Origin of the sequence: Spiribacter onubensis (assembly GCF_040838425.1) — a bacterium.
Classification (GTDB): domain Bacteria; phylum Pseudomonadota; class Gammaproteobacteria; order Nitrococcales; family Nitrococcaceae; genus Spiribacter; species Spiribacter onubensis.
In genome coordinates this window covers 631,787-650,657 of sequence record NZ_JBAKFI010000001.1, presented here as the reverse complement: position 1 = coordinate 650,657, position 18,871 = coordinate 631,787, and the positions used below count along the sequence as shown (strand labels likewise).

The 18,871-nt window shown below is 66.8% G+C and carries 18 protein-coding genes; 8 read left to right on the top strand and 10 right to left on the bottom strand.

Features of this window, described 5'->3' with window-relative positions; genetic code table 11:
- Window positions 1–3: 3 nt before the first annotated feature.
- A complete protein-coding gene (gene purL / locus V6X63_RS03175; RefSeq protein WP_367978083.1) occupies window positions 4–3,894 on the top strand; it encodes a phosphoribosylformylglycinamidine synthase in 3,891 nt (1,296 codons plus the stop codon).
- 3 nt (window positions 3,895–3,897) lie between these two features.
- Here the strand turns inward: purL and V6X63_RS03170 are convergent, their stop codons facing one another.
- Window positions 3,898–4,179 (bottom strand): antitoxin, encoded by a 282-nt coding sequence (locus tag V6X63_RS03170; RefSeq protein WP_367967131.1) that lies wholly within the window; start codon window positions 4,177–4,179, stop codon window positions 3,898–3,900.
- 298 nt (window positions 4,180–4,477) lie between these two features.
- Here V6X63_RS03170 and msrP point away from each other — a divergent pair, with 298 nt between their 5' ends.
- Entirely contained in the window at window positions 4,478–5,455 is a 978-nt protein-coding gene (gene msrP, locus V6X63_RS03165; RefSeq protein ID WP_367978082.1) for a protein-methionine-sulfoxide reductase catalytic subunit MsrP, read from the top strand.
- The gene (locus V6X63_RS03160) at window positions 5,452–6,111 is read left to right on the top strand and encodes a protein-methionine-sulfoxide reductase heme-binding subunit MsrQ (RefSeq protein ID WP_367978081.1); all 660 of its coding nucleotides are present in this window, start codon (window positions 5,452–5,454) and stop codon (window positions 6,109–6,111) included. The genes msrP and V6X63_RS03160 overlap by 4 nt, the downstream gene beginning before the upstream one ends.
- On the opposite strand, the gene V6X63_RS03155 is transcribed toward V6X63_RS03160, so the two are convergent.
- On the bottom strand, window positions 6,108–6,977 hold the full coding sequence (locus V6X63_RS03155; RefSeq protein WP_367978080.1) for an ATP-binding protein: 870 nt from the start codon (window positions 6,975–6,977) through the stop codon (window positions 6,108–6,110). The genes V6X63_RS03160 and V6X63_RS03155 overlap by 4 nt on opposite strands.
- A gap of 23 nt (window positions 6,978–7,000) precedes the next feature.
- Between V6X63_RS03155 and V6X63_RS03150 the strand changes: the two genes are divergently transcribed.
- The 3 genes from V6X63_RS03150 (at window position 7,001) to V6X63_RS03140 (ending at window position 10,662) form a co-directional block, all read left to right on the top strand.
- Window positions 7,001–7,330 carry a putative signal transducing protein gene (locus V6X63_RS03150; protein WP_367967127.1) on the top strand — a complete coding sequence of 110 codons (330 nt, stop codon included), beginning with the start codon at window positions 7,001–7,003 and terminating at the stop codon, window positions 7,328–7,330.
- The gene (locus V6X63_RS03145; RefSeq protein WP_367967126.1) at window positions 7,327–9,336 is read left to right on the top strand and encodes an ABC-F family ATP-binding cassette domain-containing protein; all 2,010 of its coding nucleotides are present in this window, start codon (window positions 7,327–7,329) and stop codon (window positions 9,334–9,336) included. Before V6X63_RS03150 ends, V6X63_RS03145 begins: the two co-directional genes overlap by 4 nt.
- 114 nt (window positions 9,337–9,450) lie before the next feature.
- Window positions 9,451–10,662 (top strand): ABC transporter substrate-binding protein, encoded by a 1,212-nt coding sequence (locus V6X63_RS03140; protein WP_367978079.1) that lies wholly within the window; start codon window positions 9,451–9,453, stop codon window positions 10,660–10,662.
- A 73-nt stretch (window positions 10,663–10,735) separates the two neighbouring features.
- On the opposite strand, the gene V6X63_RS03135 is transcribed toward V6X63_RS03140, so the two are convergent.
- From V6X63_RS03135 to V6X63_RS03105, 7 genes are all read right to left on the bottom strand, one after another.
- Window positions 10,736–11,110 carry a type II toxin-antitoxin system VapC family toxin gene (locus tag V6X63_RS03135; protein WP_367978078.1) on the bottom strand — a complete coding sequence of 125 codons (375 nt, stop codon included), beginning with the start codon at window positions 11,108–11,110 and terminating at the stop codon, window positions 10,736–10,738.
- Window positions 11,107–11,340: a type II toxin-antitoxin system Phd/YefM family antitoxin gene (locus tag V6X63_RS03130; RefSeq protein ID WP_367978077.1), complete on the bottom strand. Its 234-nt coding sequence runs from the start codon at window positions 11,338–11,340 to the stop codon at window positions 11,107–11,109. The genes V6X63_RS03135 and V6X63_RS03130 overlap by 4 nt, the downstream gene beginning before the upstream one ends.
- A 79-nt stretch (window positions 11,341–11,419) precedes the next feature.
- The gene (locus V6X63_RS03125) at window positions 11,420–12,355 is read right to left on the bottom strand and encodes a branched-chain amino acid ABC transporter permease (RefSeq protein WP_367978076.1); all 936 of its coding nucleotides are present in this window, start codon (window positions 12,353–12,355) and stop codon (window positions 11,420–11,422) included.
- On the bottom strand, window positions 12,355–13,215 hold the full coding sequence (locus V6X63_RS03120) for a branched-chain amino acid ABC transporter permease (RefSeq protein WP_367978075.1): 861 nt from the start codon (window positions 13,213–13,215) through the stop codon (window positions 12,355–12,357). Before V6X63_RS03120 ends, V6X63_RS03125 begins: the two co-directional genes overlap by 1 nt.
- A gap of 6 nt (window positions 13,216–13,221) precedes the next feature.
- Complete coding sequence (locus V6X63_RS03115) at window positions 13,222–13,926, bottom strand: ABC transporter ATP-binding protein (protein WP_367978074.1); 705 nt, start codon at window positions 13,924–13,926, stop codon at window positions 13,222–13,224.
- Between the two features lie 3 nt (window positions 13,927–13,929).
- The gene (locus V6X63_RS03110; RefSeq protein ID WP_367978073.1) at window positions 13,930–14,709 is read right to left on the bottom strand and encodes an ABC transporter ATP-binding protein; all 780 of its coding nucleotides are present in this window, start codon (window positions 14,707–14,709) and stop codon (window positions 13,930–13,932) included.
- Window positions 14,710–14,736: 27 nt separating this feature from the next.
- Window positions 14,737–15,201 carry an FKBP-type peptidyl-prolyl cis-trans isomerase gene (locus V6X63_RS03105; RefSeq protein ID WP_367978072.1) on the bottom strand — a complete coding sequence of 155 codons (465 nt, stop codon included), beginning with the start codon at window positions 15,199–15,201 and terminating at the stop codon, window positions 14,737–14,739.
- A 136-nt stretch (window positions 15,202–15,337) separates the two neighbouring features.
- On the opposite strand from V6X63_RS03105, the gene V6X63_RS03100 reads away from it, so the two are divergent.
- Together V6X63_RS03100 and V6X63_RS03095 are read left to right on the top strand one after the other, a co-directional pair.
- Window positions 15,338–16,240, top strand: coding sequence for a DMT family transporter (locus V6X63_RS03100; RefSeq protein ID WP_367978071.1), 903 nt, complete (start codon window positions 15,338–15,340; stop codon window positions 16,238–16,240).
- Between the two features lie 17 nt (window positions 16,241–16,257).
- The gene (locus V6X63_RS03095; protein WP_367978070.1) at window positions 16,258–18,366 is read left to right on the top strand and encodes a S9 family peptidase; all 2,109 of its coding nucleotides are present in this window, start codon (window positions 16,258–16,260) and stop codon (window positions 18,364–18,366) included.
- Here the strand turns inward: V6X63_RS03095 and V6X63_RS03090 are convergent.
- Window positions 18,336–18,866 (bottom strand): DUF2058 domain-containing protein, encoded by a 531-nt coding sequence (locus V6X63_RS03090; protein WP_367967117.1) that lies wholly within the window; start codon window positions 18,864–18,866, stop codon window positions 18,336–18,338. The genes V6X63_RS03095 and V6X63_RS03090 overlap by 31 nt on opposite strands.
- Window positions 18,867–18,871 lie beyond the last annotated feature (5 nt).

Sequence of the window (18,871 nt, the reverse complement as noted above, 5' to 3'; positions counted from 1 at the left end):
GCCATGCTGATTTTCCTCGCCGATGCGCCCCGCGAGCCGGTGCGTGACACGCGCCTTTTGCAGAAGGCCCGCGCCGCGGAGCCGGCCGTGGCCACGATCCACGCGTGCAGTCTCTATTTCATCGACCCGGAGCGCTCGCTGAGCGCAGCGGAGCTCACCCGCCTGCGCGCCCTGCTCGGTGCGCACCCGATGGAGGGTGGCGATGAGGATGACGGGCCGGCACTCATCGTGGTGCCGAGGCTGGGCACCATCTCGCCCTGGGCGAGCAAGGCGGGTGATATCGCCCATCACTGCGGACTGACCGCGATCCGCCGGGTCGAGCGGGGCACGGCCTACACGCTCGCCGATGCCGAGGGCAGCGCACTGGATCCCCGGGATCGATCGGCCCTGGCGGCGGCCCTGCACGATCGCATGACCGAGTCGGTGCTGAGCGATCTGGACGAGGCCGAGGGGCTTTTCGCCGAGCACTCGCCGCGGCCGTTGCAGACCATTGACCTGCTGGGCGGCGGCGCCGAGGCGCTGATCGCCGCCGACGCGGCGTTGGGGCTGGCGCTCTCGGACGACGAACGCGACTATCTGGTGGAGAACTATCAGGCGCTCGGCCGTAACCCGACCGATGTTGAGTTGATGATGTTCGCCCAGGCCAACTCCGAGCACTGCCGGCACAAGATCTTCAACGCCGACTGGGTGATCGACGGCGAGGCGATGGATGAGTCGCTCTTTGCGATGATCCGCCACACCCATGCGAGCCGCCCCGAGGGGGTGCTCTCCGCCTATAGCGATAATGCGGCGGTGGTGGCCGGTGGCGAGGTGGACCGGTATTTCCCGGGCAGTGACGGGGTGTATCGGTACGTCAGCGAGCCGGCGCATCTGGTCATGAAGGTGGAAACCCATAACCACCCGACCGCCATCTCGCCGTTTGCCGGCGCGGCCACCGGCGTGGGCGGTGAGATCCGCGATGAGGGGGCCACCGGCCGCGGGGCGCGCACCAAGGCGGGACTGGCCGGTTTTTCCGTCTCCAACCTGCGCATTCCCGGCGCCGAGCAGCCCTGGGAGGTGGATCATGGCCGCCCGGGGCGGATGGCCTCGGCGCTGGAGATCATGCTCGACGGGCCCATCGGCGCCGCCCGCTATGGCAACGAATTCGGCCGCCCGCAGCTTGGCGGGTATTTCCGCACCTACGAGCAGCGCGTGCCCGGCCCGCACGGTGATGAGATCCGTGGCTATCACAAGCCGGTGATGATCGCCGGGGGCATGGGGGCGATCCGGCCGGGCCAGGTGGACAAGGGCATGGCGCCGCCGGGATCGCCACTGGTGGTGCTCGGCGGCCCGGCGATGCTCATCGGCCTCGGCGGCGGTGCAGCCTCGTCGGTGGCGAGCGGGCAGAGTGCCGAGGCGCTGGATTTCGCCTCGGTGCAGCGCAGTAACCCCGAGATGGAGCGTCGCTGTCAGGAGGTGATCGATGCCTGCTGGCGGCTCGGCGACGACAACCCGATCATCGCCATCCATGACGTCGGCGCCGGCGGGCTTTCGAACGCGCTGCCCGAGCTGCTGGATGACTCCGATCGCGGCGGGCGTCTGGAGCTGCGCACCATCCCCTGCGCCGAGGCCGGGCTCTCACCGCTTGAGATCTGGTGCAACGAGGCCCAGGAGCGCTATGTCCTCGCGCTCGACGGCGAGCGGCTGGAGGCCTTCCAGGCGCTCTGCGAGCGCGAGCGGGCACCCTTCGCCGTGGTCGGCGAGGCCAGCGAGGAGCGGGATCTGATCCTCGGCGATGGCGAGTTCGACAATTATCCGGTGAACATCCCCATGGATCTGCTCCTCGGCAAGCCGCCGAAGATGCGCCGTGAGGTCGATCATGTCGCGCCGCCGCGCCAGCCGCTGGGGCTCGTCGGGGTGAGCCTCGCCGAGGCGGCCCAACGGGTGCTGCACCTGCCCACGGTGGCCAGCAAGGAATTCCTGATCACCATCGCCGACCGCACGGTCACCGGACTCACCGCCCGCGATCAGATGGTCGGGCGCTGGCAGGTGCCGGTGGCCGACTACGGCATGACCCTGGGGGATTACAGCGGCTATCGCGGCGAGGCGATGGCCATGGGTGAGCGCAGTCCGGTCGCTCTGCTCGATGCCCCCGCCTCGGGGCGGATGGCCATCGGCGAGGCGCTCACCAACCTCATGGGCGCGGCGGTGGGCCGTCTGCGCGAGGTCAACCTCTCAGCGAACTGGATGGCCGCCTGCAACCACCCCGGCGAGGATGCGCGGCTCTTTGACACCGTCGCCGCCGTCGGCCGCGCGCTCTGCCCCGAGCTTGGCATCGCCATTCCGGTGGGTAAGGACTCGCTGTCGATGAAGACGGTCTGGGCCGCGGACGGCGAGGAACGGGCGGTGATCTCGCCGCTCACGCTGGTGATCTCGGCCTTCGCGCCGGTGGCGGATGCGCGCCTTGGCGTAACGCCTGAGCTGGTGGCGGATCCGAACAGTCATCTGTTCCTGCTGGATCTGGGTGGGGGTCGACGCCTCGGCGGCTCGGCGCTGGCGCAGGTCTATGGCCAGCTCGGTGAAGAGGCGCCGGACCTGGATGATCCGGCGGCGTTCCGCGCCGGCTTCGATACGGTGCAGGCGCTGCTCGAGGACGGGCGGCTGGCGGCATTGCATGATGTCTCCGATGGCGGGCTGCTGGTGACCCTCGCCGAGATGGGCTTCGCCAGCCGCTGCGGACTGGCTGTGGACTGCTCCGAGCTCGCGGATGATCCCCTCGCCGCCGCCTTCGCCGAGGAACTCGGCGTGGTGCTGCAGGTGGCGGAAGCCGAGCGCGAGGCGGTTGAGGCCGCCTTCGACAGGGCCGGCATCGGTAATCGTCTGCATCGCATTGGCCGGCCCACCGAGGGCGGGCATCTGGTCATCCGCCATCACGGCGCGGTGGTGCTCGACGAGCCGCTGGGTGCGCTGGAGCAGGTCTGGCATGAGACAAGCCACTACCTTCAGGCACTGCGTGATGATCCCGACTGCGCCGAGGAGGCCCATGCCGCCATCGCCGATCGCGAGGATCCCGGGCTGCGGGCCGAGCTCTCCTTCGACCCGGCGGAGGACGTGGCCGCGCCGCTCATCAACACCGGGGTCCGGCCGCGGGTGGCCGTGCTGCGTGAGCAGGGGGTCAACAGCCATATCGAGATGGCTGCGGCCTTCGAGCGCGCCGGCTTCGGGCCGCTGGATCTGCATACCACCGACCTCATGGCTGACCCGGCCCGCCTGCAGGACTGCCAGGCGCTGGTGGCCTGCGGCGGCTTCTCCTACGGTGACGTCCTCGGAGCGGGTCAGGGCTGGGCGCGGACGGTTCTGTTCAACCCCACGCTGCGCGAGGCCTTTGAGGGCTTTTTCGCCCGCCCCGACACCCTGGCGCTGGGTGTCTGCAATGGCTGCCAGATGCTCTCAGCACTGCGCGAGATCATCCCCGGCACCAGCCTGTGGCCGGATTTTCGCGCCAATCGCTCGCGGCAGTACGAAGCCCGTCTCTCGCAGGTGGAAGTGCTGCCTTCACGCTCGCTCATGCTGGGTGACATGGCGGGTTCACGCCTGCCGATCGTCGTCGCCCATGGCGAGGGGCGAGCGGTGTTCGCCGCCGATAGTGGGCCGCGCAAGGCCATGGCGGCGGATCTGGTGGGGCTGCGCTACATCGATGGCGCCGACGAACCCGCCTCGCGCTACCCGGCCAACCCCAACGGCTCGCCACTGGGCGTGACGGGCCTGTGCAATGAGGACGGCCGGGTAACCATCATGATGCCGCACCCCGAGCGGGTCTTCCGCACCATCCAGCATTCCTGGTGTCCCGCTGAATGGGGCGAAGATGCCCCCTGGATGCGCCTGTTCCGTAACGCCCGCCGCGCGCTCGCCTGAGCATCACCGGTTTTCGACGAGCTGACCGCTGACGTACTTGTGCAGCAGGCTCGCGGCTAGCGTCTGATAAGGAATGCCTTCCTCCAGAGCGCGCGCCTTCAGGTTCTTGAGGTCGCGGCTGGAAATCCGGATATTCAGGCGCTGGTCTTTCTTAAACGTCTCGTTTGCCGCCCTCTGATGTGCCTCGATGCGCTGCTCTGAGTCGTCGACGCTTTTCAGCGCGCCTGCCTCTTCAGCCTGCAGGATCTCCAGTTCCTCGTCGTCGTAGCGGTGTTTTTTGCTCATGTCTGCCCCCTGTACTGTCGGATGGCCTTTCGGCTGGGGATGATGATTTTGAGAAAGATCTCTCCCTCGGTCTCGATAAACGGGACGAGATAGACATAGTCCTCCACTGCAACCACCGAAATCATATAGCCCCGACGGCTATTGGATAACCCGCATGACTGGAGCCGTCACCTGGATGCGCCCATTCCTAAACGCCCGATGGCCGCTCGGCTGGGCGATTGGTGCTTGATCCGCCGCCGAACTCCGGCCATCGTTGGGGGTCTTACCAGCCGAGTGATCGAACGCAGAGGGAAGTCGGATGCTCATCAAACGACGCCGCGCAAGTGATGTGCGCCCTTCCGAGATTACCCCGGAGTCGCTCTATCGCGACCGCCGGCGTTTCCTGCGCACCTCGGCGCTGGCCGCGGCCGGCACCCTGCTGGCGCCGGGCTGGAGTATGGCCAAGCCCATGGAGGCGCTTGAGCCGCTGGGTGAAATGCCCGGGAGCGACTTCAGCACCGATGAGGCACTGACCCCCTATGAGGAGGTCACCACCTACAATAATTTCTACGAATTTGGTTCCAGCAAGGATGATCCCATGCGTCTGGCGCCCGGGCGACTCGAGCACCGGCCGTGGACGGTGACGGTCAGCGGAGAGGCCGGGAATACCGGGGAATTCGGATTTGAGGATTTCATGCGGGGCCTCACGCTGGAGGAGCGGATCTACCGTCTGCGCTGCGTGGAGGGGTGGTCCATGGTCATCCCCTGGAACGGCGTGCCGCTCGCCGAGGTGATCCGCCACGCACAGCCCACCTCGCGCGCCAAATACGTGAAGTTCAGCACGAAATACGACCCGCAGGTCTTTCCGGCCCAGCGCGCACGCGGCATGAGCTTTCTGGCGAGCATTGACTGGCCCTACACCGAGGGGCTGCGCATGGACGAGGCGATGAACCCGCTCACCCTCCTCGCGGTCGGGCTCTACGGCAAGGAACTGCCTTCGCAGAACGGCGCACCGATCCGGCTCGTGGTCCCGTGGAAATACGGGTTCAAGAGCATCAAGTCGATCGCGCACATTCATTTTCAGGAGACCGAGCCGGAGACCACCTGGAACCTGCTCGCGCCCAACGAGTACGGTTTCTACGCCAACGTGAACCCCAACGTGAACCACCCGCGCTGGAGCCAGGCCCGTGAGCGTCGCATCGGCGAGTTCTTCAAGCAGGACACGCTGATGTTCAACGGCTACCAGGAGGAGGTGGCCGACCTCTACGCGGGCATGGATCTGCGCAAGTACTATTGAGCAGCGTCCGCGCTTCCAATGGCTGGCTGGCGGCGGTGGCGCCGGCGCTGGTCCGTCCGCCTTCAAAAGGCCGGATGCGGCTCATCCGGCTCACCCTGTTTGCCGTGTGCGCCCTCCCGGCCGCTCTGCTCGTCAGCGGTCTGTTGCGGGGTGGTCTGGGCGTCAATCCCGTCGAGACGCTGCTCAACCAGTCCGGCCTGTGGGCGCTTCGCTTTCTCGTGCTCACGCTCGCGGTCACGCCCCTGCGCTGGCTGACCGGCGCCGCCTGGGTGATCCGGCTGCGCCGCCAGATCGGGCTCTGGGCGTTTTTCTACGCGGCCTCGCATTTCACGGTCTATGCGCTCTTCGAGCATAGTCTGGTGCTCTCGACTATCCTCGCCGACATCATGGATCGCCCGTTCATCCTGGTGGGCATGAGCGCGCTCCTGCTCATGCTGCCACTGGCGCTGACCTCGACCCAGGGCTGGATCCGGCGGCTCGGGCGTAACTGGAAGCGCCTGCACTGGCTGGTCTACCCGGCGGTGGTCCTGGGGCTGGTGCATTTTTTCTGGATCATTCGCGCCAATCGCTGGACCGAGCCGTTGATCTATGCGGGCCTGGTGGCGGTTTTTCTGGCATGGCGGGTCTGGCGACGGCGGCCGCAGAGGGCAGGCTAAACGAGCCCTCTGGATCCCACCCAGTGGCGTGCGAACTGCCACGCCACGCGACCACTCCGCGAGCCGCGCTCGAGGGCAAAGCGCAGGGCGTCGGCCCGCCAGTCCGACATGGGCGGGGCGGGTGGCGCCTGTAGCCCGTCAATCCAGGCCGCGCAGATATCCAGGTAGCGTTGCTGATCGAAGGGCTGGAAGGAAAGCCACAGGCCGAACCGCTCGGATAGGGAGATCTTCTCCTCCACCGCCTCGCCGGGGTGGATTTCCCCGTCGACCATGCGCGCCTGCTCATTCTCAGAGAAGTATTCCGGCAGGAGATGGCGGCGGTTCGATGTGGCGTAGATCAGCAGGTTCTCAGGTGGCGCTGCGATGGAGCCGTCGAGGGCCGCCTTGAGGGCCTTATAGCTCGGATCATCGGCCTCGAAGGAGAGATCGTCGCAGAACAGGATGAAACGCTCCGGGCGCTGGGCCACCGCCGCGATGATGCGCGGCAGCTCCACCAGATACTGCGGCTCGACCTCGATCAGTCGCAGGCCCTCGGTGGCGTATTCATTCAGGAGCGCCTTGATGAGCGATGACTTGCCCGTGCCGCGGGCACCGGAGAGGAGCACGTTGTTGGCGGGCAGACCCGCCAGAAACTGCCGGGTGTTGAGGTCGGCCGCATCGCGCTGGCGCTCGATATGCTGCAGGGCGTCCAGGCGGATGGGGTGAGTGTGTGGCACGGGCTCCAGCCCCCCGCCACTGGCGCCATGGATCCAGCGTGCGGCGTGGCTGCGTTGCCAGTCGATCCCGGTGGGCCTCGGCGGCAGCAGCCCTTCCACTCGATCGAGCAGGGTGTCCAGGCGATCGGCGATTCTCTCGAGGTCATTCATCCGGCCTATGTTAGCCTCTCGCGATGGAAAAGGCAGGGGGCAACCTGGAGCGCGTCTTTACGGTCGCTGACCCGCTCATCGCCGGCCATATCGAATCCATCCTCAGCGAGCGCGGCATCCATTGCTTTGTCCGCAACCGCCATCTGGTGGGCGGTGCCGGCGAGATTCCGCCGCTGGAGGCCTGGCCGGAGATTTGGGTGGATGCCGACGATGCGGCGGTGGCGCGGCGCCTGATTGATGAGGTGGTCGAGCCCGTCGGGCCGGCGCCTGCGCCGTGGGTCTGTCCCGGCTGCGGCGAGACGATCGAGGGGCAGTTTGCCCAGTGCTGGCGCTGCGGGGAGTATCCGGATTGATCCAGCTAAGCAACATCACGCTCCGCCGCGGTCCCGACCCGCTGCTCGAGGATGCCAGGCTTACCGTGCATGCCGGCAGCAAGCTGGGTCTGGTGGGAGCCAACGGCACCGGCAAGAGCACCCTCTTCGCCCTGTTGCGCGGGGAGCTCTCCGTGGATGCCGGCGAGGTCTCGATGCCGGCGGACTGGCGGCTGGCCTGGATGGCGCAGGAGACGCCGGGGCTGCCGAGGCCCGCGATCGAGTTCGTGCTCGACGGGGATGAGCGTCTGCGCGCCGCCGAGGCCGAGGTGGAGGCGGCCCAGGAGAGCGGTGAGGGTGAGCGCATCGCCCACGCCCATGCCGACCTGGAGGCGGCGGGCGGCTATGACGCCCTGGCCCGGGCCGGCGCGCTGCTCCATGGTCTGGGCTTTGAGTCGGCAGTGCAGACGCAGCCCGTGGCGGCCTTCTCCGGTGGCTGGCGGGTGCGGCTCAATCTGGCACGGGCGCTGATGGCGCCCTCGGATCTGCTGCTGCTCGATGAGCCCACCAACCACCTGGATCTGGAGACGGTGCTGTGGCTTGAGCAGTGGCTTCAGGCCTATCAGGGCACGCTCATTCTCATCGCTCACGACCGGGATTTCCTCGACAACGTGGCCGAGGGCATCGTGCACATCGAGCATCGCCGGCTGCATCACTACAGCGGTGGCTACAGCGCCTTCGAGCGCCAGCGCGCGGAGCGTCTCGCCCAGCAGCAGGCGCTCTATGATCGCCAGCAGCGCGAGATCGCCCACATGGAGCGGTTCATCGACCGCTTTCGCGCCAAGGCCACCAAGGCGCGGGCGGCGCAGAGCCGGATCAAGGCGCTCGAGCGCATGGAACGGGTAGCGCCGGCTCATGTCGACTCGCCCTTCCACTTCGATTTCCCCGCGGCGCCGGCTGCTGGTAATCCCCTCATCGGCTTCGAGGACCTCAGCCTGGGTTATGGCGACACGCCGATCCTCGCCGGGCTTCGCCAGACGCTGGCGCCGGGTGACCGGATCGGCCTGCTGGGGCGCAATGGCGCCGGTAAGTCGACGCTGATCCGGGCGCTGGCCGGTGATCTGGCGCCGCTCGATGGACGCATCCAGCGCGCCCGCAACCTGCGGGTGGGCTATTTCGCCCAGCACCAGCTCGAGCAGCTCGACCCGCAAGCGAGCCCGGTGCTGCATCTCCAGCGCATCAGCCCCGATGCCGAGCCGCAGCGGCTGCGGGACTTCCTCGGCGGCTTCGACTTCAACGGCGATCAGGCGCTGGATCCGGTCGCGCCGTTCTCCGGTGGGGAGAAGGCGCGGCTCGTGCTGGCCATGCTGGTCTGGCAGGCGCCCAACCTGCTGCTCCTCGATGAGCCCACCAACCACCTCGATCTGGAGATGCGTCACGCCCTCAATCTGGCCTTGCAGGGCTTCGAGGGTGCCGTGGTGGTGGTCTCCCATGACCGCTACCTGCTCGAGAGCACGGTGGCTGATTACTGGCTGGTGGCGGGCGGGGGCGTCACTGCGTTCAAGGGTGACCTCGATGACTATCGGGGCTGGCTGGCGCGGGACGAGCGTGAGGCCCGCCGCGCCACGCGGACGGTGGGTCAGGACGTCACTGAGTCGTCATCGGCATCGGTCAGCGGGCAGAGCGATGCGGCGCCGGTGTCGCTGCCGAATGAGCCGCCGGCGGTCAGCCAATCCCGTGATGACCGTCGTGCCCGGCGCCAGGCCGTCGCGCAGGCCAAGGCGGCGCTGCGGCCGATGGAAAAGCGGGTGCGGGCCGCCGAGACGCGGATCGAGAAGCTGGATGCGGCGCTGGGGGAGGTCGAGACCCGGCTCGCCGATCCGGCCCTCTATGCCGATCCGGCGAGCGATGTGCTCAATGATCTGCTCCGCGAGCAGGGTCGGCTGCGCCAGGAAAAGGCGTCCGCCGAGGCCGAATGGCTGGAGGCTGAAGAGGCACTGGAGACGGCCCGTGGCGAGGCCGGGACCGGCGCCTGGCAGAGCGCCTGAGCGACCCGCCATCGAAGCGCTGGCATCGGCCTGTGGCGGCTTTGCCTTCCGTCGCTGGGCTGCGTATTCTCGACCCTTGCCCAATCCACAGTTATCCAGCGGAGAGTGTTGGACATGAGAATAAACGCCAAGCTAGCGGGCGCGCTGGGCGCCCTGTCCCTGGTCATGGCCGCAGGCGCGGCACAGGCGGAGCTGCGCATCGGTGCGCTGCTGCCCCTCACCGGCGATCTGCAGGCCTATGGTGAGAGTTCGCGCAACGGCATCGAGCTGGCCGCCAGCGAGATCAACGCCGAGGGCGGTGTCATGGGTCAGGAGGTGGTCATCGAGATCGCCGATACCCAGACTGAGCCACAGGCCGGCGTGGACGCGGCGCAGCGGCTGGTCTCCGTGCAGGATGTCTCGGCAATCGTCGGCGCGCTCTCCAGCGGCGTGACGATCCCGGTGGCGAGCAGCGTCACCTCGGTCGAGGGTGTGCCGCAGATCTCCGGTGCCTCCACCTCGCCGGTGATGACCACCCTCGAGGATAATGACTTCCTGTTCCGCACCACGCCGTCGGATGCCTTCCAGGGCACCGCGCTCGCCTCGGTGGCCGCGGATGAGGGCATCGAAAGCGTCGCCATTCTCTATATCAACAATGACTACGGCGAGGGCCTTGCCGACGCCTTTACGGAGGCGTTCGAGGCCACAGGCGGCAGCGTGGTCGGTCGCACCGGCTACGAGCCGGGCATGGCCTCCTACCGCGGTGAGCTGAGCCAGGTCTCGGACGGCGAATCGCCGCTGCTGCTGATCGGTTATCCGGAGAATGGCCAGACCATCCTGCGTCAGGCGCTGGAAGGCGGCTACTTCAGCCAGTTCATGTTCACCGACGGCATGAAGTCGCCGCAGATTGTCGAGAACCTGGGCGCAGAGTTCCTCAACGGAAGCTTTGGCACGGTGCCGGAGGCCCGTGATGACACGAACGCCGCGCAGCATTTCCGCAGCGCCTACGAGGCGGCCTATGGCGAGCTGCCACCCGTGCCCTACATCGATACGGCCTATGATGCGGTGTACACCATCGCGCTGGCGGCTCTGCTCGCCGACAGCACCGATCCGGTGGCGATCCGTGACCATCTGCGCGCCGTGAACGATCCGGAGGGTATGACCGTCGGTCCCGGTCAGTTTGACGTGGCCGTGGAGCTCGTCAATGCGGGTGAGCCGATCAACTATCAGGGTGCTTCCGGCAGCGTCGACTACGACGCCAACGGCGATGTCGCCGGTACCTTTGGCCATTGGGTCATCGAAGATGGCGAGTATGTGACCGTGGAGGTCTTCGAGCCGTCCATGTGATCGGTGTGCCGGTCGTCGGCCGGCCCCACTGAACGCCTCGGTCGGATCGGCCGGGGCGTTTTTGTTTAACCCATCAAGCGAGAATGGGGCACGGATAGTGTTCGAAGAGGGGGTCCTGAGTGGCGATCGTGAGTCCTTTCGCGATGGACTGCGTGATTAGCATCCGATCAAAGGGGTCTCGGTGATGGAACGGCAGTTGGTGCAGAAGCATCGCCTCATACGCTGAGAAGTCCAGGAGCGAGAAGCCACTTTGCTCGGCCACTTCAAGTGGATCGAAAGTCAGGGGCAACTTGCCGAGCGAGGCCTTGATTGCCAGTTCACTCACGGAAATCGAGCTCAGATAGACCTTATTGCTCGGATCCTCGATCTCGGAGCGCTGTGTGCTGGTGAGCCGATGCGGTTCGGACAGGGCCCACAGAAAAATGTGGGTGTCCAGCAGCAGTTTCACCTGTCCTCTCCAAAGAACATGTCTTCGATTTCACGATCCGCTTCGAAGAATTCGTCTGGAGTGACGAATTGACCCTTCAGCAGGCCGAGTCTGCGTTTGCCCTCGGGTTTGTGGGCGACCAGATCCACGAGGGGAAGATTGTTTTTACAGATGGTGACCTTTTCCCCGTGGTAGGCCTGAGCGATCAATTTAGAGAGCTGTGCCTTGGCTTCGGCGATGTTGACTTCCATGGGTGATCCTTCCCTAAAAGGTGAAGGTCAATCTTCCCTAAGTTAGTCAAGTTGGTCAATCAGATTGGGTTGTTCCCATTCAACGCCGATGCTCTCCCGGCATCGGTGGCCGCTTCTCGGGCAGCAGACCCTGCGGGCGGCTGACCAGGATGATCTGCAGCAGGATACCGATGAGGAACACGCGGAACGCGCTCTCGCTACCGATCAGCGCCGTGGGTACCAGACCGGCGAGCATCTCGGTGGACGACCAGATCAGCCAGACCACCAGGGCGCCGAGCATGGCGCCGAGATTGTTGCCGCTGCCGCCGGCGATCAGCATGACCCAGACCAGGAAGGTGCCATAGAGCGGGCGGAAGGCCTCGGGGCTGACAAAGCCGACGAAGTGGGCATAGAGCCCGCCGCCCAGCGCCATGATGCAGGATCCCACCACGAAGGCCTGCAGCCGGAAACGCGCGATGTCCTTGCCGGCCGCCGCGGTGGCGGGTTCGTTGTCGCGGATGGCCCGCAGCACCCGGCCCCAGGGCGAGCGCCGGGCGATTTCCACCGCCAGCCAGGTCAGGCCCACGAAGGCGGCCACCACGATCAGATAACCGCCATTGCCGAGCCCGAAGGGCTTCTCGATGCCCGGAATGCCGCGGGTGCCGTTGCTGAGCCAGCCCTCATTGAGGAAGAACAGCCGGATGATCTCGGCAATACCGATGGTGGCGATGGCGAGGTAATCGGTGCGCAGTCGTGCGGTGATGCGCCCCACGGCCCAGGCAATGGGCAGACAGACGATGACCGATCCCACAAGCCCCAGCAGGAAGGGCAGGTTGAGTCCGCCCAGCCAGTTATCCGATGGGCCGGTGGTGAGGATGGCCGTGGTGTAGGCGCCGACGGCGAAGAACCCCGCGATGCCGATGTTGAACTGCCCGGTCATGCCCCATTGCATGTTCAGCCCCAGCGCCATGATGGCGTAGATGCCCACCAGGTTGAGGAAGAAGAGGGCGTAGGCGCCCAGTCCGGCAAGTTCCATTACACCGACCCCTTGATGATGCCCTGTGGCCGGAAGATCAGCGTGACCACCATGATTGCGAAGGCCACCGCGGGTTTGTACGAACCCGGGATGATGAGCGTGGAGAGCTCCATCGCGCAGCCGATCACCAGCCCGCCGAGGATGGCCCCGTAGGGCCGGCCGATACCGCCCAGTATCGTGGCGGCGAAGATCGGCAGTAGCAGGGTCCAGCCCATCACCGGATGCAGCCGCGTATCCATGCCGAGGAAAACGCCGGCCGCGGCGGCGAGCGCGCCACCGATCACCCAGGTCCACATGATCACGCGATCGGCCGGGATGCCGGTGACCAGCGCCAGGTTCATGTTATCGCTCATCGCCCGCATGGCCTTACCCATCTTCGTGCGGGTGAGGAACAGATGGACGCCGATGACGAGCACCGTCGCCGCCAGGAAGATCAGCAGATGGTCGGGCTTGAGCGTGAGCGGCCCGATGCGCCAGGGGAGCTGGATACCGGTCTCGTAGACCTGGTTGCTGCTACCCCAGACCATCTGGATGAATGAGCGCAGCACCAGGGCGGTGGCGAAAGAGGCGATCAGCAGGATCACCGGTTGTACCCGTCGGATGCGGCGGTAGACCACCTGGTCGATGCCCACGGCAAGCCCCGCGGTGAGGAGCATGGCGACGGGCAGGGCGGCCAGTACCGGCAGGTTGAACACGGTCACCACGGTCAGGGCGAAGTACGCGCCGATGGCCATCAGATCCCCATGGGCGAAATGCGCGAAGCGCAGCACGCCGAAGATCATGGTCGCCCCGACGGCGCCCAGCGCGAGAATACTGCCGAGCAGGATGCCGTTGATGAGAAGCTGGATGAACTCGATCATTGCCTGTCAGCCGCCCAGGAACATTTCCGCCACCTCGGGGTTGGCGAGGAGGGCGGGGCCGGTGTCTTCATAACGGTTCTCGCCGGTGGCGAGCACATAGCCGCGATCGGCGGCGGCCAGCGCCTGGCGGGCGTTCTGCTCGACCATGAGCACGCCGATGCCGAGCTGGTTGATGCCCTTGATGCGCTCGAAGGTCTCGTCGATGAGCCTTGGCGAGAGCCCCGCGGTCGGCTCATCGAGCATGAGCAGGTGCGGGTCGACCATGAGCGCCCGGCCCATGGCCACCATCTGGCGCTCACCACCGGACATCACGCCCGCCTGCTGGTTACGACGCTCCTTCAGGCGCGGGAAGATCTCGAAGATCTTCTCCATGCGCGGGCGATGATCGCCACTGAGCGCATAGGCGCCGAGTTCGAGGTTCTCCAGCACGGTCAGTGACGGAAATACATTGGATTCCTGCGGGACGTAGGCGATGCCGCGGGTGACCATGCGCTCCGGCGGACGGTTGGTGATGTCTTCGCCCATGTACTCCACGCGCCCCTCGCGGATGGGCACCAGGCCGAACACGGCCTTCATGGCCGTGGACTTGCCCGCCCCGTTGGGGCCGACGATGACCACGATTTCATCGGCCTCCACCCGCAGGTGGGTGCCGCGGAGGATGTCCACGCCGCCGTAGCCGGCGTAGAGCCCGTTTGCTTGCAGAAGGCTCATGCTTCAGGCCGCTCCCGTCCCGCCACTGATGCCGGTGCCCAGATAGGCCTCGCGCACCTCCGGATTGGCACGCAGCGTGGCCATGTCGCCCTGGGCGATCAGCTCGCCGTTGGCCATGACCATGACCGGGTCACAGAGCCGGGCGATGAGATCCATGTCGTGTTCGATGACGCAGAAGGTATAGCCGCGCTCGCGGTTGAGCCGCTCGATGGCCTCGGCGAGCTTGCCGAGCAGGGTGCGGTTGACGCCGGCACCGGGCTCGTCGAGCAGCACCGCCCTGGCATCGGTCATCATGGTCCGGCCGAGATCCAGGAGTTTCTTCTGGCCGCCGGAGAGATTGCCGGCAAGCTCGTCGCGCAGGTGGCTGATCTCGAGGAATTCCAGCACTTCGTCGGCCTGGCGGAGGATGGCGCGGTCCTCGCGGACCACCTTCCACCATTGCAGCCAGCTTCGCAGCAGATTCTCGCCCGCCTGGCGGGCGGGGACGACCATGAGGTTCTCGCGCACGGTCATGCGCGAGAACTCGTGCGGGATCTGGAACGTCCTCACCAGCCCTTTGTGGAAGAGCTCGTGGGTGGGCAGGCCGGTAATGTCCTCGCCCTGCAGCCGGATGCGGCCGCTGTCGGGGGCAAGGGCGCCCGCGACGATGCTGAACAGCGTCGACTTGCCGGCGCCGTTCGGGCCGATCAGCCCGGTGATGCTGCCCTCGGCCACCGTGAAAGAGACCTCACGGACTGCCTGCAGGCCACCGAATGCCCGGGAAATCCGCTCGATCTCGATCACGTTGTCGTCCCCTGCTGTCGGTTGAGTCTACTCGTGCACGTGCCCGTGTTCGATTTCCTCATCCGAGGCCTCGCGGACATCGGAGACCTTGACATTGAAGTTCAGCGTCTGGCCGGCGAGCGGATGGTTGGCGTCCACTGTGACGCTGTCACCGCTGACGGCGGCCACGGTCACCACCTGGGTGCCGGACTGGGTCTGGGCCTGAAAGCGCATGCCGGCCTCGACGTTATCGACGCCCTCGAACATGCTGCGCGGGACATCCTGCTGCAGGCGATCGTCACGCTCGCCGTAGGCCTCCTCCGGCGGGATGCTCACGTCCAGGTCGTCCCCGGTGGTCTTGCCCTCCAGGGCCTTCTCGAGGCCGGGGATGATGTTGCCCGAGCCATGCAGGTACTGCAGTGGCTGGCCTTCCGGCGACGCGTCCAGGATCTCGCCCTCGGTGTCGCGCAGGGTGTAGTCGATGGCAACCACCGCGTTCTTTTCGATCTGCATGTAGACCTCTGAGTCGATTATGTGTGACCGCGTAGTGTAAACGTCCGGTTTGTGCCGAACAAACGTGTTCGGCTGGCCATTGATGGCCTTGGCGGATAGGCTCTGTTATCGATCTTTTCAAGGAGATGCGCGCTTGGTGGCAACGCCGGACCAGATTGGGCTGAGCGGACCCGCGGCACATGGCCGGGGCCTGGCGATTGCGCTGGGCGCGGTGCTGCTGATCAGCTTCGATGCGCTCATGGTGCGGCTCGCCGATGCGCCGCACTGGGATGTGGTGTTCTGGCGCGGGTGGCTGATCTGCTTGTCCCTCGGGGCGTGGATGCTGGTCACGGGCAATCGCCTGCGCTTGCCCGCGGGCCGGCGTGAGCGCTGGCTCATCGCGGTCTCGGTGGTGCTCCTCTCGGGCAATACGACGCTGTTCGTACTCTCGGTGACCTACACGGCGGTGGCCAACACCGTGGTGATCCTGGCCGCGTCACCGTTCTTCGCGGCGCTGTTCTCCCGCATCTTCCTGCATGAACGCGTGCCCCTGCGGACCTGGGCGGCGATCGCGCTCGCCGTCATCGGCGTGGTGGTGGTGTTCGGGGGCGGGCTGCAGGGCGGATCGGTGCTGGGCGACAGCCTGGCGCTGCTGCTCGCGTTGATGGTCGGCGCGCAACTGACGATCCTGCGCCGCTTCCCGGCGGTCCCGCGCCTGCCGCTGGTCTGCGTGAGCGGGGCGATCGCCGGCGCCATGGCCATCCCGTTCGCCGATCCGTTCAGTCTCTCGCTGTCGAGCTACGCGGTGATCGGCGTCATGGGCGTTCTGCAGATGCCGCTCGCCACCGTGCTGCTCACCGTTGCCACGCGCTATCTGCCCGCGCCGGAGGTCAGCCTCTGCCTGCTCATCGAGACCATCCTCGGCCCGATCTGGGTCTGGTGGGTCCTCGGCGAGGCCGTGCCGAGCCTGACGCTGGCCGGCGGTGCGCTCATTCTGACCACCGTGGCCGTGCATGCCTCGCTGGCCCTGCGGGCCGAGCGACAGGCCCGGCCCGTTTAACCCAGGGAGTGACGTGCATGACCGATCGACCGGGATCCGGCGCGATCCGGCCGCCGCTTGCCATGCGCCGGCCGATAACCGACACCCGACATGGTGTCACGCGCACCGACCCCTACGCATGGCTGCGTGACGCCCACTGGCGTGATGCCATGGTGGACCCCGAGCGTCTGGATCCAGCCATCCGCGACTACCTCGAGGCCGAGAACCGTTATGCCCAGTCGGTGATGGACCCCCTGGAGCCGCTGCGCCAGACGCTGGTGACCGAGCTGCGCGGGCGCATCCGCGAGGATGACAGCAGTGTCCCGGCGCCGGAGGGCCCCTGGGCCTACTACTCGCGCTATCGCGAGGGTGGGCAGCATGCGCTGCTCTGCCGGCGGCCCCGCGATGGCGGGGACGAGGAGGTGTTGTTCGACGGCGACCGCGAGGCGGAGGGCACCGAGTACTTTCGCCTGGGCGGCGCGGCCCACAGCCCCGATCACCGCTATCTCGCCTGGGCCAGTGACCGTGCCGGCGCGGAGTCGTTCAGCATCCGGGTCCGCGACCTTGCCACCGGCGATGATCTGGACGAGGTCATCCATCCCGCGCGGGGGGACATGGCCTGGGCCAGTGACGGCGAGAGCTTTCTCTACACCGTGATCGATGACGAGCATCGGCCCCGCTGGGTCTATCGCCATCGGGTGGGCATGCCGGCCGAGTCGGATGAGCTGGTCTATACCGAGCGGGATCCCGGCTTCTTCCTCGGCGTGGATCGCACGGAGAGCGGGCGCTATCTGTTGATCGACAGCCACGACCACACCACCTCGGAGGTGCGCTGGCTGCCGGCCGACGATCCGACCGCCGAGCCGCGGCTCATCGCCGGGCGCGAGCGGGATGTGGAGTACTCGGTGAGTGACCATGGCGATGACTGGTTCATCCTCACCAACGCCGGTGGCGCGGAGGATTTCTGCATTGCCCGCGCGTCGATCGGCGCCACTGGGCGCGATGCCTGGGTGCCGCTGGTTGCCCATCGTCCGGGCCGGCTCATCGAGGGGATGCTGGTGTTCGCCGACTGGCTGGTCCGCCAGGAGCTGGAGGATGCCGAGTCGCGCATCGTCATCCGCGAGCTGGCGACGGGCGAGGAGCATGTCATCGAACAGCCCGACCCCTGTATCGAGGTGGGTGTGATGCCCGGGCTTGAGTACGACACCGATACGCTGCGCTTTGCCATGAGCGGGTTCGCCCGGCCTGCTCAGGTGTTCGACTACGACATGCGCCGTCGCGAGCGGACGCTGCGCAAGACCCAGGAGGTCCCATCCGGCCACGACCCCGAGGCCTATGTCACGCGGCGTCTGATGGCGACGGCGCCGGACGGGGAGTCGGTACCGATCTCCCTGTTCCACCACCGCGACGTGGCACCCGATGCCGATACGCCGCTGCTGCTCTACGGCTACGGGGCCTATGGCATCAGCGAGCTGCCCGGATTCAGCCCCAACCGGCTATCGCTGGTGGACCGGGGCTTTGTCTATGCCATCGCCCATGTCCGTGGCGGCCGCGAGCGGGGTTATCGTTGGTACCGCGAGGGACGACAGGCGGCGAAGCGCAATACCTTCAGCGATTACATCGCATGTGCCGAGACGCTCATCGAGGCGGGTTATACCGGTGCCGGACGAATGGCCGCCCACGGCGGCAGCGCCGGCGGGATGCTGGTCGGCGCCGTGCTCAACCAGCGCCCGGAGCTCTTCGGGGCCGCGGTGGCGGATGTGCCGTTCGTGGATGTGCTCAACACCATGCTCGATCCGGATCTGCCGCTGACACCACCGGAGTGGCCGGAGTGGGGGAACCCCATCGAGGACCCCAAGGCCTATGCGGAGATCGCCGCCTACTCGCCCTATGACAACGTGGCGCCACGGCCGTACCCGCATCTGCTGGTCACCGCCGGCGTCTCTGATCCGCGGGTGACCTACTGGGAGCCGGCCAAGTGGGTGGCACGCCTGCGCAGCGAGGGGGAGCCGCCGGGGACGGTGCTGCTGCACACCAACATGAGCGCCGGGCATGGTGGCCCGGGCGGACGGTTCCAGTTCCTGGAGGAGGTCGCCTACCGCTACGCCTTTGTGCTCTACCACATGAGATCGTCGGGCACGGGATGATCGGCGTAGGCGTCGTCCTCGTCCCCTGAATCGCTGTCCGCGGCGGTCCAGGCGATGAGAAACGGCGCCCGGCTGCGCACCTTCTCGACGATGTCCCCGGGGATGAGCCGGTAACGCCCGCGCGTGCGGGCGATGGCGAGCGCGCCACTGGCCAGCTCCCGGCGCTGGGCGGCGCTGACGTGAATGGGGCGGATGCGGCCATTGTGGCTGAACTGGAAGCGCTCCTCGCCGTCGTGGGCGATCTCATTGTCGATCACCATCTGCCGCGCCGCCTTCTCGTCGGCCTCCTGCCGGCGCTCCTCCTGGCGCCGGGCATTGAGCGTGCGGTCCCTCGCCCGCCGGTCCGCCTCGCGCCGGGCGGCCGCCTCGCTGGCCGCGCTCTGCTCGGCGTCGGCCTCGCCACGGCGGCGTTTCTTGCGCTTGCTGCTGCGGGTCTTCTTCACCGACTGTTCGTCGACGAGCCCCGCCTTGAGCAGTTGATCGCGAAGGCTGTCACTCATCGTCG

What these genes read in the sequence shown, in the direction of transcription:
- purL (WP_367978083.1), top strand. Translation starts at nt 4, where the DNA reads ATGCTGATTTTCCTCGCCGATGCGCCCCGCGAGCCGGTGCGTGACACG.
- V6X63_RS03170 (WP_367967131.1), bottom strand. Translation starts at nt 4,179, where the DNA reads ATGAGCAAAAAACACCGCTACGACGACGAGGAACTGGAGATCCTGCAG.
- msrP (WP_367978082.1), top strand. Translation starts at nt 4,478, where the DNA reads ATGCTCATCAAACGACGCCGCGCAAGTGATGTGCGCCCTTCCGAGATT.
- V6X63_RS03155 (WP_367978080.1), bottom strand. Translation starts at nt 6,977, where the DNA reads ATGAATGACCTCGAGAGAATCGCCGATCGCCTGGACACCCTGCTCGAT.
- V6X63_RS03150 (WP_367967127.1), top strand. Translation starts at nt 7,001, where the DNA reads ATGGAAAAGGCAGGGGGCAACCTGGAGCGCGTCTTTACGGTCGCTGAC.
- V6X63_RS03140 (WP_367978079.1), top strand. Translation starts at nt 9,451, where the DNA reads ATGAGAATAAACGCCAAGCTAGCGGGCGCGCTGGGCGCCCTGTCCCTG.
- V6X63_RS03130 (WP_367978077.1), bottom strand. Translation starts at nt 11,340, where the DNA reads ATGGAAGTCAACATCGCCGAAGCCAAGGCACAGCTCTCTAAATTGATC.
- V6X63_RS03125 (WP_367978076.1), bottom strand. Translation starts at nt 12,355, where the DNA reads ATGGAACTTGCCGGACTGGGCGCCTACGCCCTCTTCTTCCTCAACCTG.
- V6X63_RS03120 (WP_367978075.1), bottom strand. Translation starts at nt 13,215, where the DNA reads ATGATCGAGTTCATCCAGCTTCTCATCAACGGCATCCTGCTCGGCAGT.
- V6X63_RS03115 (WP_367978074.1), bottom strand. Translation starts at nt 13,926, where the DNA reads ATGAGCCTTCTGCAAGCAAACGGGCTCTACGCCGGCTACGGCGGCGTG.
- V6X63_RS03105 (WP_367978072.1), bottom strand. Translation starts at nt 15,201, where the DNA reads ATGCAGATCGAAAAGAACGCGGTGGTTGCCATCGACTACACCCTGCGC.
- V6X63_RS03095 (WP_367978070.1), top strand. Translation starts at nt 16,258, where the DNA reads ATGACCGATCGACCGGGATCCGGCGCGATCCGGCCGCCGCTTGCCATG.
- V6X63_RS03090 (WP_367967117.1), bottom strand. Translation starts at nt 18,866, where the DNA reads ATGAGTGACAGCCTTCGCGATCAACTGCTCAAGGCGGGGCTCGTCGAC.